Source organism: Bacillus sp. CR71 (assembly GCF_003429245.1).
In the GTDB taxonomy this organism is placed as follows: Bacteria; Bacillota; Bacilli; order Bacillales; family Bacillaceae_G; genus Bacillus_A; species Bacillus_A thuringiensis_S.
In genome coordinates, this window is sequence record NZ_CP031748.1 from 5,491,540 (window position 1) to 5,504,513 (window position 12,974).

Below are 12,974 nucleotides of genomic sequence, written 5' to 3' on the forward strand. Positions count from 1 at the left end.
AATGTTTGAATTTACTAAACACAATGAATTTCTTCTTTTAAAATAAAATTGTTAAACAAATGTTGAGAAATATCAAATTTCAATTTCCATTATATTCCATTCTTGCTATCATTTAATGTAAGACTATTCAGAAAAGGAAGGGATTATATGCATGTTCCAGTGAAGGGGAATGAAAAGGTTACAAAGTTACTTAATGACTGGTATCAAGCTATACTACAACATCAAAATGTACAAGCAACAAACTTAAAAAAAGAAGTTGAAGATAAGCTTTCCAGTATAAAAGAAGATAAAAATTTATTATTATACTATTCATTATTAGACTTTAGATATAAAGTACTAACCGATGGACTTAACATTACAAAAGATAGCTTTAATGAAATTAACTCCTTTGATATACCTGATAGTAGTTTTTTATCCTATTATTATCACTTCTTCAAAGCTATTCACAGCACAATTCTTGCAGACTATAATGAAGCAAATGAACACTTTGGAAAAGCAGAGAAACTTTTAATGTATGTGCCTGCCGAAGTAGAAAAAGCAGAATTTAATTATAGGTTGGCATCTTTCTATTACCAAACTTATAAACCACTACCATCTATTTCATATGCTAACAAAGCAAAAGACTTTTTCAGCAAAACTAACTGTTATAACATTAACATTGCTTTATGCGAAAACGTTCTAGGATTAACGTGTATTCAGATAAGACAATTTGAACAAGCAGAAGAATATTTAAATAAAGCGATTGACATTGTTAAAGAGATTAATAACAATGAACTACTGTTACGTATTAGAAATAATTTAGGTTGGTTATACGCAAATCAAAACCTTTCAGATTTAGCTATTCGTCATTTATCAGAAGTTACAGAACATCTTCCAAACCATTATAAAGCTATATTCTTACAGGCTAGGGAATATTATAAATTGGGCGAACACAACAAGGTTAATACACTAATTGAAAAAGGACTTGCAGCTTGTACTAAGATAGAAAATAAGGAATACGTGCACCGTTTTAATATCCTGAAGGAAATGAATAATGGTTCTGATTCTCTAACGTTGGAAAGTATTATTTTAGAAGGAATTTCTTACTTCGAAGCAGAAAATTTAACACGTTGCGTACAAGAATATACGGAACTATTAGCAACTATATTTTATAAGGAAGAGAACGAGAAGAAAGCAAGCAAGTATTTTTACATGAGTAATGAAGCAAGAAAGAAATATGAAGAAAAAGGGGCGTTAGTGTAATGAAAAAACTTAAAACAGCACTACTTTTAACGGTTACGGCATTTAGTTTCTTAGCAATGGCTGAGGGTGATACACCTGCACCACAAAAGCCTGGCTTAGCGTATAGTCACGGTCATACTGGTGGTTCTCCTGAATATACACATGGAGAAGGTTGGTCTCCATCTTACACACACGGAGAACCTTGGGGTATAGCTGATGGTAACACTGGTTCACCTGCTTATGACCACGGACGACCACCTGCACCAAAAGCTTAATTGTTTCGCAAAGAAAGTCATACTACTTGTATGGCTTTTTTGTTATTTCATAATTCTATACTTCGCTTATTTATTTCTTCATTTAAAATACCCATAACACGTTCTAACGGCTTATATAGAACAATATCTGTATCCACATCACGTCTCTTTCCAGCAGCACGCTTTTTAATTCTTTTCATAACAAAACCCCTGTACACGATTATTTCTAATCACATACAAGGGGTTTCCCTAGATTTACTATTAATTTTCAACACATTCTTCACGCTGTTGAGTGCCGCTTACTTAATACCTTAAACCTTTCCATCTTGGAATAGAACGTGTCACAATAGCGTTAAATTATGACATTTATCCAAAATATTTCTTGAAAGAACGTAAGTATATTAAGCTTCGTAATAAAAAAACGCGCCCAGAGGGATTCGAACCCCCGGCAGACGTGGTACCGGAAACCACCGCTCTATCCGACTGAGCTATGGGCGCATGATCCAATTGTTAAGTATAAATTACTCGAACAATTCTGCTTTGTTAATTATATAGGAAATAATACCTAATTTCAATCAATTCAACCATTAAAAAAGGAGCGAATTCGCTCCTCTTATAACTATTTAATTAGCTTTCCGTTATACATTTTCCAATAAGAATACAATTCTTTCTCTGGCATGTATGCCCCTCTACTTTCCACAGAGCCCGACACCGTGATCTTATCTCCTTGTTTAACATTCACTATCTCTTTCTTATTATCAAATCTTACAATAAACGTATGCGCACGTTCCTCGCCAGTAAACTCACTCCAAGGTTTAGTAATTTGCTTCGTATTCACTACAACTTTAGAGCCAATCATATCCGCAACATAACCGCTCCATGTAAACACTTTTTTATGAATATTTTCATCATAAAACTTACTATTTTCATCTGCGCTTAACGCATAATATTTATTTAAAAATCCCTCGAAAGGCAAGTTCGTTAATTCCGCTTCTGCTTTTTTCTTTTCATCCTCTTGCGCTTTACGCTGCTCTTCTTCTGCTTTTTTCTTCTCAGCCTCTTGTGCTTTACGCTGTTCTTCTTCTACTTTTTTCTTCTCAGCTTCTTGTGCTTTTAAGCGCTCCGCCTCTTCTTTATCTTTCTTCTTTTTCTCTTCTTCCGCTTCTTTCTGCGCTTTTTCTTCTGCTTTCTTTTCTTTTTCAGCTTGTTGCTCAGCCTTTTTCTTCTCTTCTTTTTCAGCTTGTTCTCTCGCTTTTGCTTCCTTCTCTTTCTTTGCTTCCTCAGCTTGTTTCGCCGCTTGAGCCTTTGCTCCCGGACTAGGCTCATGAGTAACAGCTCCTACAATCAACAGAAGAAAGCCTATTACCATAGCACCTAATATTTTTTTCTTATATGGTTTTAGTCGTTTCATAAAAAAAGAAAAAATAAAAACAATAGACAGGATTGGAAAAGTAACAAATCCTACTATCGCCATTAATAAAAATAAAGTATTCATGTACAACCTCCGTATTAAAATTACATAAGTGCCCATTATAAACGGATATACCATGCTAAATAAAGAAATTTATATTGGTATTAAATTCCTTATCTTCTATCCTTCCTATGAAATCACCTTCATTCTATACACTCTTTCCCTTTCCCAAAAGCGCCCCCTAAATTTTCCAATCATAAATTCTCCCCAACTCACAAATTATAACCTATGAATTGATATTCCAAAGGGGGCTTCATTCAATGACTGTAATTACGAAACTAAAGCAAACTGTTTCTGGATTAAAAAGTGCACAAGCTAGCTTAGAGGGATTCGCTCTTGATACGGATAACCAACAAGCTAAGCAACTTTTTCAAACAGCTGCGCAGCAAACACAAACGATTATCGATTCTTTAAACCCACGTGTTGAAGAAGTCCAACAGGAAGAACCACAATACTCACAGCAATAACGAACCAATCTTGCTGTGAAATAGAAAAAGGATGATATGCAGTCATCCTTTTTCTATCACATTACATATTGCAATAGAAATGGAATGATAATTATGCGAAAACTCGGCCTCATAACCGCATTATTTGCACTTCTATTTAGCTCTTTTACCGGATGTGATAATAGTCCTTTAGATAAAAAAGTGAAAGAAGAAGCAAAACAAACGGAGAAAGAAAAAGGTCCAAAGTTAACAAAGACGAGTACGGAATCCTTTAATCAATCTATATCACAAGGAGCGAAGAAAAGAGCTCTCGCTATGGATGAAATTATAAAAAGCACAGCAGTGAATTCAAATTTAGATCTCTACATAGCAGTTACACCTGAGCATCACGAAAGGTTTGGATTAAAACCGCTTCGTAAAAAGCTTCAAAAGCAGCTAAGTGATGAGCACCCTACTTTCGATGTTCGTGTAAGTACAGATAAAAAAATCTTTATGTTACTCGAAAAGCTCGAAAGAAAGATTAAGGAAAAAAAAGTATCTAAAGATGAGATTAATAAGCAATTAAAACTCATTGGTAAAAAAATGGAGTCTAACACTTAACGCTTTTTAAAAGAAAAGGAAGGATTGCAATGTCTAGTAAAGATAAAAACTTAACCCCTGTACAACAGGAGTATAAAAAATTCGAACAAGAACGCGAACCGAAACGACCTGTCTTAAAAAATTGTATAAAAGCCTTTTTCGTTGGTGGTTTTATTTGCTTCATCGGACAACTCATTTCTACTTTTTACATCACATATTTTGATTTCACTGAACGTTCGGCAGGAAATCCAACCGTCGCAACTCTTATTTTCATTTCTATGTTACTAACTGGATTTGGTATATACGATCGTTTTGGGCAGTTTGCTGGTGCTGGTACAGCTGTACCTGTTACTGGATTTGGAAACTCCGTTATTGCAGCTTGTATCGAACACCGAACGGAAGGATTTGTTCTTGGTGTTGGCGGTAACATGTTTAAATTAGCTGGCTCTGTTATTTTATTTGGTGTATTTTCGGCTTTTGTCATCGCACTTATTAAAACGATTCTCGTTCAATGGGGAGGGCTATAAATGTTACAAGGACACCGAACGTGGGTATTTGAAAACAAACCCGTTATTATTTCAACAGGAGTCGTTGGTGGACCTTTTGAGGCAAAAGGGAAAATCCCAGAAGACTTCGATATCCTTCATGAAGATTTATGGCTCGGACAAGATTCCTATGAAAAAGCACATAAAATTTTATTCGAAGAAGCTTGTAGCCGGGCTACTGAAAAAGCAGAACTTCGTAAAGACGATATTCAATTCGTACTCGCAGGAGATTTAATTAATCAAATTACCCCTACAAGCTTTGCTTGCCGCACACTGGGCACTCCTTATCTCGGATTATTCGGGGCTTGTTCTACTTCCATGGAAGGTTTAGCACTTGGGGCAAGTATCGTAAACGCAAAGGGCGCAAAATATTTATTAACTGGTGCCTCAAGTCATAACACCGCTGTAGAAAAACAGTTCCGCTATCCTACCGAATACGGTGGACAAAAGCCGCCTACTGCACAGTGGACAGTAACCGGAGCAGGAGCCGCTATTTTAAGCGATACTGGGCACGGCCCTAGGGTAACATCTGCCACAATCGGACGAGTCGTTGATATGGGATTAACGGATCCGTTTAATATGGGAGGTGCAATGGCTCCAGCTGCCGTCGACACAATTGAAGCTCACTTACGCGAACGTCAAATTGATGCCTCTTACTACGATTTAATTGTAACAGGCGATCTCGGACATGTAGGACGCGAAATTGCTTATGACTTACTACATAAACACGGAACAAAAGTAATGAGCGAACAGTTTCAAGATTGCGGACTCCTCATTTATAGAGAAGGACAGCCTGTCATAGCCGGTGCTAGTGGACCAGGATGTTCCGCAACAGTCGTGTACGGTCATTTATTAAACCGAATGAAAAGAGGAGAGTTCAAAAAAATACTTGTCGTTGCGACAGGCGCTTTACTATCTCCACTTACATTCCAACAAGAAGAAACGATTCCGTGTATCGCTCATGCCGTTTCGATTGAATTTGGAGGTGCAACGCAATGATTTTTTTCTGGGCTTTCGTCATTGGCGGACTCATATGTGTAATCGGCCAACTTATGTTTGATGTCGGCAAACTAACACCCGCTCATACAATGGCAACACTCGTTGTTGCTGGAGCTATATTAGATGGATTTAATTTGTATGAGCCATTAATTGATTTCGCTGGAGCCGGGGCAACTGTACCTATTACAAGCTTCGGAAATGCACTCGTTCACGGTGCAATGGAAGAAGCTGCAAAACATGGTATCGTTGGCGTTATTACCGGCATGTTTAAAGTAACGAGCGCCGGCGTATCTGCAGCTATTATTTTCGGCTTCATTGGCGCATTGCTATTCAAACCGAAAGGATAAGGGGGTGTTTGTATGACTGTTATTGCTAGCGTAAAAACTTGCCTTGCTAGTGTAAGGGGCGCTCAAGCAAGTTTAAGCTCTCTTTCGCTAAATTCCACAGATGACGAAGCAAAACGCGTATTTCATGAATGTATGTTAGAAATGGACAGTGTCATCACTGATTTAAAGGATAGAGTTTCAGTATTAGAACGTGAAGAACCTCAATATAAAGGGTTTTAAGTAGACTGGAGGAAATGACTATGTCTCACCTGCCGGAATGGACACTTGTCATTATTCGCTCTGTATTCATATTAATCATTTTATTCACTATTACAAAGTGCTTAGGAAAAAGGCAAATCTCTCAGCTTTCCTTTTTTGAATACATAGCAGGAATGACAATCGGTGATATCGCCGCTCAAATATCTACAGGGCTTGACCAAAAGTTTTTCCATGGTGTCTTTGCTATACTTATTTTCGCCTCCGTACCTTTTTTCGTTGGAATTCTTTCCTTGAAAAACAAAACTGCTAGAGATTTCTTTGAAGGAAAATCTACAGTGTTAATAAAAGATGGAAAAGTACTTGAGGATAATTTAAAGAAAGAAAAATATACAAGTGATGAGTTACTTGAGCTTCTTAGAGGAAATGGTGCATTCAGTATAGCTGAAGTCGAATTTGCTGTCTTAGAACCGAGCGGAGAATTAAATGTATTATTAAAGAAAGATTCTCAGCCCATTACTGCAAAAGACCTTGGATTAAAAGTACCGAATGAAAAAGAACCGCAAACTGTTATTATGGATGGCAATGTCTTAGATGAACCTTTATCCTCTAGTGGACATAACCGCGCTTGGCTACATTCTGAACTAGAAAAGCTCGGTGTTGTTATTGAAAATGTCTTTCTCGGTCAAGTGGATTCATACGGACAACTTACTATCGACATTTACAATGACAAACTCCAAATGCCTTCTCCTCAAAACAAACCTTTATTATTAGCATCTTTAAAAAAATGTCATGCTGATCTTGAACTATTTTCCCTAGAAACAAAGTCGAAATCAGCAAGCGAAATGTATAGTAAAAACGCGAAACAAATCGAAAAGATTTTAAATAGAGTTACCTATCTTTTAAAAGACTAACTATCGAAAGAACGCTTCAGTTAAAAGGCGTTCTTTTCTTTTTTTCTCCACTTTTCATAACGTTTAAATTTATGGAATTCGGTTATGATGTTGAAGATACATAAGCAGGGAATTTCGAAAACATAGCGAATATTTCATGATACAACTACATATTTTTTTGATTTAAAGTGGTTTCGTTTGACCTTTATTGACCATAATTGTATTATAAGACTAAGAAAGCTTTAGAAGGAGGAAATAACAGATGAATTTAATTCCTACAGTAATTGAACAAACAAATCGTGGAGAACGCGCTTACGATATTTACTCTCGACTATTAAAAGACCGCATCATTATGCTTGGTAGTGCAATTGATGACAACGTAGCTAACTCAATCGTTTCCCAGCTTTTATTCTTGGAATCTCAAGATCCAGAAAAAGATATTCACATCTACATCAACAGCCCTGGTGGTTCTATCACAGCAGGTATGGCAATCTATGATACAATGCAGTTTATTAAACCACAAGTATCAACAATCTGTATCGGTATGGCAGCATCTATGGGTGCATTCTTACTTGCAGCAGGTGAAAAAGGAAAACGTTATGCACTTCCAAACAGTGAAGTAATGATTCACCAACCACTTGGTGGAGCACAAGGTCAAGCGACTGAAATCGAAATCGCTGCAAAACGTATCCTATTCTTACGTGAAAAACTAAACCAAATTCTTGCTGACCGCACTGGTCAACCACTTGAAGTACTACAACGCGACACAGACCGCGACAACTTCATGACAGCAGAAAAAGCTTTAGAATACGGTTTAATCGATAAGATCTTTACAAATCGTTAATAACTAAAAGCGGAAGCGGCTCGTTCAGAATGGGAGGAGGATGGAGCTTCTGACAAAGAGGTGCTTTTTACCTCGGCGGAAGAAGCGAAGCCACCGACCATTCTAGCCGCTGGAGCTGGATACAACTAAAAGCGGAAGCGCCCTATAATTGGGCGCTTTTTTATTATCATATACCTCCGTCTGTATACCCTATCCAGTATCCCTCTAAATATATCAACGATTTTTCAATTATATCGAACAAAACTCAAATTATATCAACGATTTTTTTAATATATCAACGGTTCGACACAACATATCGATTTACCGACAATCTCCGACAAGGACAAACCAACTACATACCCCCTACCCGCTAATCCGCACAAGCAACAAAACAAAAAAACTATCGCATATACGCGATAGCTCTTTATTGTACATATGCAGCTAATGCTTCTAAAGCCTCTTCTGCATCTGAACCTTCTGTTGTAATTGTTATCATGCTTCCAGTTCCAATTGCTAAGCTCATAATCCCCATTATGCTCTTTGCATTTACTGTCTTTCCATCTTTCTCAATGAAGATATCTGCATGAAAGCGATTTGCCTCTTGTACAAACAACGCAGCCGGACGTGCTTGTAAACCGTTTTTTAATGAAACCTGAACTCGTTTTTGAACCACAGCTCCATTTCCCCTTTAACCTCTTATTTTTTTGCTACCGTTTCCCCCGCGCGTAATTTCTCTGCAATTTCATCGATTTTACGCAAACGATGATTAATACCCGATTTACTAATTTTCCCCCCGGATACCATCTCACCTAACTCTTTCAATGTTACATCTTGATAATCTCTTCGTAGCTGCGCAATTTCTCGTAGTTTATCTGGCAATATATCAAGACCAACCGTCTCATCAATATAGCGGATATTTTCAATTTGCCTTAGCGCTGCACCAATTGTTTTATTTAAATTAGCTGTTTCGCAGTTCACTAAACGATTTACGGAATTACGCATATCACGTACGATTCTAATATCTTCAAATCTTAAAAGCGCATTATGAGCACCAATAATATTTAAAAATTCCGTAATTTTCTCCGCTTCTTTCAAATACGTAATGTACCCTTTTCTTCTTTCCAGCGTCTTACTATTTAAATCAAATCCGTTCATCAGTTCACATATAGCATCATTATGTTCCTTATATAACGAAAAGATCTCTAAATGATAAGATGATGTTTCTGGGTTATTTACTGAACCACCTGCTAAAAATGCACCGCGTAAATACGATCGTTTACAACACTTCTTCTCAATCAATTCTTGTGATATATTTCGAATAAATGAAAAGTCATCTCGCACGATATGAAGATCGGCTAATATTTCGCGAGACTTCTCAACAAGCCTTACGATATATACATTATTTTTCTTCAATCGCATTTTTTTACGAACAAGCAATTCTACCGTTACGTCATATCCCTTTTTCAAAAGCGTATAAATTCTTCTTGCAATTGCCGCATTTTCTGTTTGAATATCAATAGATAGACGACGGTTTGAAAAAGAAAGCGATCCATTCATTCGAAGTAACGCTGATAATTCAGCTTTTTCACAGCATTCCTTCATTTCAAGGTTCGTCAGCTCTTTCTTTGTTTCTGATGCAAATGACACAGTCAACACCTCCTTATACGATTATTATGGAACAAAATTCTTGTCCTATATGAATGAGGAGCGCTACCTCAAACGAGGCAACGCATATTTATAACAATGAATATAAAATCGAAGCTAACTTTAACGTATCATGCCTTACAACACGATCATCATACTTCGCTAATCCACCTTGAATGACATCAATATTATTTTCAGCAAAACGTTCTTCATCCACTACAACTGGTGTAGACATTTCTTCCTCATATAACTTACGTAATTCACAAGGAATATCACGGTTATTTACAATTGCAGTATTGATAAATGGTTGCCCTAAATGATCGTGTAACGCCTGCACATGATCAAAAGCAGTATATCCCATCGTTTCACCCGCTTGTGTCATAACGTTACATACATACACCTTCTTCGCCTTTGCAGCAAGAACAGCATCCCCAATTTTATTAACAACTAAGTTGGGTAATATACTTGTATACAAACTTCCTGGACCGAAAACGAGTAAATCAGCTCGTTTAATCTCAGCCAAGGTTTCATGCAATGGCTCTACATCTTCTGGAGTTAAAAAGACACGATTAATCTTCTTTCCGTAATAAGGAATCTTTGATTCGCCTGTTACAATTTCTCCATCTTCAAGTTCCGCATGAAGTACCGCACTTTGATTCGCTGCTGGTAATACACGTCCTCTGACATTTAATACTTTACTTGTTTCCGTAATTGCATGGAAAAAGTCTCCTGTAATTGAGGTCATACCTGCCAACAATAGATTTCCTAACGCATGACCTTTCAGTCCGTCCCCTGTTGTGAAACGGTGCTGAAATAAAGCTTCCACCAGTGGCTCTACATCCGATAACGCAACAAGTACGTTACGGATGTCACCTGGAGGTGGAATTTCTAGCTCATCACGTAATCTACCTGAACTGCCACCATCATCAGCGATTGTAACAACTGCTGTAATATCAACAGGATATTGCTTTAATCCTCTTAATAAAACAGAGAGTCCAGTTCCGCCTCCCATGATAACAATTTTAGGCTTTCTCTCTTTTTTCATCCCTTAATGGCCCTTTCTCTTCTCCACATCACGATGAGATACATGAACACTATACTCTGGTTTCAAATGTTTCCCAAGGTATTCTGTAAGCGTAACAGAACGATGCTGTCCACCTGTACATCCAATTGCAATTACAAGTTGACTTTTGCCTTCTCTTTTATAATGAGGCAACATGAAAGTAATCAGATCCGTCAACTTCTCTAAAAACTTATGTGTCTCATTAAATTTCAGTACATACGAAGAAACTTCTTCATCTAGTCCTGTTAATGGCTTCATATGTGGAATGTAATATGGATTTGGTAAAAAACGAACATCAAATACTAAATCTGCATCAATTGGAATACCGTACTTAAATCCAAATGACATAACATTTACACGAAATGCTTGCTCAGTTTCTGTTGAGAACAAGTGAACAATTTTTTCACGTAATTCTTTCGGTTTTAAATCCGATGTATCAAGCACAATATTCGCTCGTGCCTTCATATCTGTTAATAAATCGCGCTCTGCTTCGATTCCCTTTAACGGCAAACCAGTTGGTGCAAGTGGATGCGAACGTCTCGTTTCTTTATAACGAGTTACAAGCGTACTATCTTTCGCATCTAAAAATAAAATATGAGGAATAATCCATGTACGTTCTGATAAATCATCAAGCGCTCCCCATAAATGTTCGAAAAACTCGCGGCCACGTAAATCAATACCAAGTGCCACTTTATTCATTTTCCCTTTTGAATCCGCCATAAGTTCAATAAACTTTGGCAATAACATCGGTGGCAAATTATCTACACAAAAATATCCTAAATCTTCAAAACTTTGTAAAGCTACTGTTTTTCCAGCTCCAGACATCCCTGTAATAATTACCATTTTTATATCATTATTCTCTGTCATCGTATCCTCTCCTTGACGGTTTAACTCGGATCTAATCGATATGAAAGCAACTCAAAATCTGGGGTATATACAAATGTACCGTAGATTATGCCATTTCCTTTAATTAAGTAATCAATAATGTGATAATCTCCTGGCGCCATTGCTAAATCATCAATTTTGTCAAATGTATGCCAACCAATGATGCCTTCTTCGCTCTCTAGTTTGTTTTCTCCTGCAAAATCTGTCGCTAAAAAGGAGAACATCATCCATTCAGAAACAACTTTATCACCTTCTTGGATGACAAAGGTGAAGACCCCCTTTAACGCTGGGTTTTTCAAATAAATACCTGTTTCTTCACGATACTCGCGAACAACGGAATCTCTTACAGTCTCACCACGCTCCATTTTCCCGCCTGGTGCAACCCACCAATTTCGGCGAGGTTTTTGGAGTAAGAGTACTTCATTATCTCTAATTAACACACAGTTTGTCACTCTTTGCATGTTTCTTCACCTCAGCTACTTGCAGTAAAATTCCTCACTGCATACTTCTTTCATTATACTATCAAAAACAGTTTGCTACAACGAAGGAGCCAGTCCTCTTTCGTTAAGCATATGCTACTCAACAATTTTAAAAAAGCTTTCTATAACAAGCAATGTAAATGCTTAGACTTTCAATGAATAGCATAAAAAATCCCCTTAACGATTTTTATCGCCAAGGGGGATTAAAGCCTTTATTTCTTACCGAAATAAGTAACAATCGCAAATCCTAAAATAAAGGTAATAATCGAACTTATAATTGAAAATCCGCCAGTCGGAATCCCAGGGAACACAATTACAATCGAACCGATTACAAGTCCAATAATTGCCGCAAATGTCATACTTTTATAACGATCTAATAAAAAACTAATGCCTTTACTACTTACAACAAATCCGACCATAACACCAGCACCGATAACCACGATTAAAGGTAAATTAAGTGTAGTTAAAGCGTTAATTGCTGTTGGATACACACCAATAATTAATAAAATAAACGATCCACTAATCCCAGGAAGCAGCATGGCCATACTAGCCATCCATCCTGCGAAAAATAAACCAATTGCATTTAAAATTGTTAACGTCGTAATTGGATCTGCTGCCTTATCTGGTTTAAAGAAAGCTGTAATCGCAACAAGAATTGCTGCAACTATTAATAAAACAATGTGCTTACCTTTAAACGATGACTTTGCATCAGCTTCTCTCATTAACATCGGTAATATACTAATAATTAAACCGAGGAAGAAAAATTGAGTCGGTTCATAATGATTTGCAAGTAAATATTTAATAACGTGACTTAACGTTAAAAATGCTGCTGCCACACCAGCTGCAAGGGGAATTAAAAATCCTAAATGTTTTTTCCATTCACGACTAAAGAATCCACTAATTGCCGCAAGTAATTGTTCATAAATCCCTAACACAACAGCGATTGTACCGCCGCTCACACCAGGAATTAAATCACTAACGCCCATACAAAATCCACGATATATATTACGCCATTCCATACTGAATAAATTCCTCATTTCTTATAGTGATTTTTTCCGTAAAGTCCAGTATATCAATAAGAAAGCTTATAATCCTAATATTTTTTGACAAAACTTTGACATTTTCAAACA

18 protein-coding genes and 1 tRNA gene are annotated in these 12,974 nt (G+C 37.0%); 10 read left to right on the plus strand and 9 right to left on the minus strand.

Annotated features, from left to right (window positions below; translation table 11 throughout):
• The first annotated feature begins 147 nt into the window (after positions 1 to 147).
• Both DOS87_RS27875 and DOS87_RS27880 read left to right on the plus strand, forming a co-directional pair.
• Positions 148 to 1,242, plus strand: coding sequence for a Rap family tetratricopeptide repeat protein (locus DOS87_RS27875; RefSeq protein WP_098577972.1), 1,095 nt, complete (start codon positions 148 to 150; stop codon positions 1,240 to 1,242).
• Positions 1,242 to 1,496 carry a DUF2790 domain-containing protein gene (locus DOS87_RS27880; RefSeq protein WP_074790276.1) on the plus strand — a complete coding sequence of 85 codons (255 nt, stop codon included), beginning with the start codon at positions 1,242 to 1,244 and terminating at the stop codon, positions 1,494 to 1,496. Before DOS87_RS27875 ends, DOS87_RS27880 begins: the two co-directional genes overlap by 1 nt.
• A 47-nt stretch (positions 1,497 to 1,543) precedes the next feature.
• On the opposite strand, the gene DOS87_RS29950 is transcribed toward DOS87_RS27880, so the two are convergent.
• From DOS87_RS29950 to DOS87_RS27890, 3 genes are all read right to left on the minus strand, one after another.
• Positions 1,544 to 1,675 (minus strand): hypothetical protein, encoded by a 132-nt coding sequence (locus tag DOS87_RS29950; protein WP_257148828.1) that lies wholly within the window; start codon positions 1,673 to 1,675, stop codon positions 1,544 to 1,546.
• A gap of 222 nt (positions 1,676 to 1,897) precedes the next feature.
• Positions 1,898 to 1,973: transfer RNA gene (locus DOS87_RS27885), tRNA-Arg, on the minus strand.
• 121 nt (positions 1,974 to 2,094) lie between these two features.
• The gene (locus DOS87_RS27890) at positions 2,095 to 2,970 is read right to left on the minus strand and encodes a hypothetical protein (RefSeq protein WP_001093924.1); all 876 of its coding nucleotides are present in this window, start codon (positions 2,968 to 2,970) and stop codon (positions 2,095 to 2,097) included.
• Positions 2,971 to 3,206: 236 nt separating this feature from the next.
• On the opposite strand from DOS87_RS27890, the gene DOS87_RS27895 reads away from it, so the two are divergent.
• From DOS87_RS27895 to clpP, 8 genes are all read left to right on the plus strand, one after another.
• Positions 3,207 to 3,413, plus strand: coding sequence for a DUF1657 domain-containing protein (locus DOS87_RS27895; RefSeq protein WP_000216166.1), 207 nt, complete (start codon positions 3,207 to 3,209; stop codon positions 3,411 to 3,413).
• A 93-nt stretch (positions 3,414 to 3,506) separates the two neighbouring features.
• A complete protein-coding gene (locus tag DOS87_RS27900; protein ID WP_001228537.1) occupies positions 3,507 to 3,992 on the plus strand; it encodes a YhcN/YlaJ family sporulation lipoprotein in 486 nt (161 codons plus the stop codon).
• 29 nt (positions 3,993 to 4,021) lie between these two features.
• Positions 4,022 to 4,498, plus strand: coding sequence for a stage V sporulation protein AC (gene spoVAC / locus DOS87_RS27905; RefSeq protein WP_000095399.1), 477 nt, complete (start codon positions 4,022 to 4,024; stop codon positions 4,496 to 4,498).
• Positions 4,499 to 5,515 (plus strand): stage V sporulation protein AD, encoded by a 1,017-nt coding sequence (spoVAD, locus tag DOS87_RS27910; RefSeq protein WP_000938953.1) that lies wholly within the window; start codon positions 4,499 to 4,501, stop codon positions 5,513 to 5,515.
• Positions 5,512 to 5,862 carry a stage V sporulation protein AE gene (gene spoVAE / locus DOS87_RS27915; protein WP_000575919.1) on the plus strand — a complete coding sequence of 117 codons (351 nt, stop codon included), beginning with the start codon at positions 5,512 to 5,514 and terminating at the stop codon, positions 5,860 to 5,862. Before spoVAD ends, spoVAE begins: the two co-directional genes overlap by 4 nt.
• 12 nt (positions 5,863 to 5,874) lie before the next feature.
• Complete coding sequence (locus DOS87_RS27920) at positions 5,875 to 6,081, plus strand: DUF1657 domain-containing protein (protein WP_000215918.1); 207 nt, start codon at positions 5,875 to 5,877, stop codon at positions 6,079 to 6,081.
• 20 nt (positions 6,082 to 6,101) lie between these two features.
• Positions 6,102 to 6,971 carry a DUF421 domain-containing protein gene (locus DOS87_RS27925; RefSeq protein ID WP_000018891.1) on the plus strand — a complete coding sequence of 290 codons (870 nt, stop codon included), beginning with the start codon at positions 6,102 to 6,104 and terminating at the stop codon, positions 6,969 to 6,971.
• Between the two features lie 241 nt (positions 6,972 to 7,212).
• Positions 7,213 to 7,794, plus strand: coding sequence for an ATP-dependent Clp endopeptidase proteolytic subunit ClpP (clpP, locus tag DOS87_RS27930; RefSeq protein WP_001049162.1), 582 nt, complete (start codon positions 7,213 to 7,215; stop codon positions 7,792 to 7,794).
• A gap of 403 nt (positions 7,795 to 8,197) precedes the next feature.
• On the opposite strand, the gene DOS87_RS27935 is transcribed toward clpP, so the two are convergent.
• The 6 genes from DOS87_RS27935 to DOS87_RS27960 all read right to left on the minus strand — a co-directional run bounded on the left by DOS87_RS27935 (position 8,198) and on the right by DOS87_RS27960 (position 12,863).
• Positions 8,198 to 8,446, minus strand: a complete 249-nt coding sequence (locus DOS87_RS27935; protein WP_000250307.1) for an HPr family phosphocarrier protein — start codon at positions 8,444 to 8,446, stop codon at positions 8,198 to 8,200.
• A 23-nt stretch (positions 8,447 to 8,469) separates the two neighbouring features.
• Complete coding sequence (gene whiA / locus DOS87_RS27940) at positions 8,470 to 9,420, minus strand: DNA-binding protein WhiA (protein ID WP_000006563.1); 951 nt, start codon at positions 9,418 to 9,420, stop codon at positions 8,470 to 8,472.
• A gap of 88 nt (positions 9,421 to 9,508) precedes the next feature.
• Positions 9,509 to 10,462: a gluconeogenesis factor YvcK family protein gene (gene yvcK / locus DOS87_RS27945; protein WP_000712185.1), complete on the minus strand. Its 954-nt coding sequence runs from the start codon at positions 10,460 to 10,462 to the stop codon at positions 9,509 to 9,511.
• Positions 10,463 to 10,465: 3 nt separating this feature from the next.
• A complete protein-coding gene (gene rapZ / locus DOS87_RS27950; RefSeq protein WP_000138458.1) occupies positions 10,466 to 11,347 on the minus strand; it encodes an RNase adapter RapZ in 882 nt (293 codons plus the stop codon).
• A 20-nt stretch (positions 11,348 to 11,367) separates the two neighbouring features.
• Complete coding sequence (locus tag DOS87_RS27955) at positions 11,368 to 11,826, minus strand: NUDIX hydrolase (protein WP_001190080.1); 459 nt, start codon at positions 11,824 to 11,826, stop codon at positions 11,368 to 11,370.
• Between the two features lie 230 nt (positions 11,827 to 12,056).
• A complete protein-coding gene (locus DOS87_RS27960; RefSeq protein ID WP_000455196.1) occupies positions 12,057 to 12,863 on the minus strand; it encodes a DUF368 domain-containing protein in 807 nt (268 codons plus the stop codon).
• Between the last annotated feature and the right edge of the window lie 111 nt (positions 12,864 to 12,974).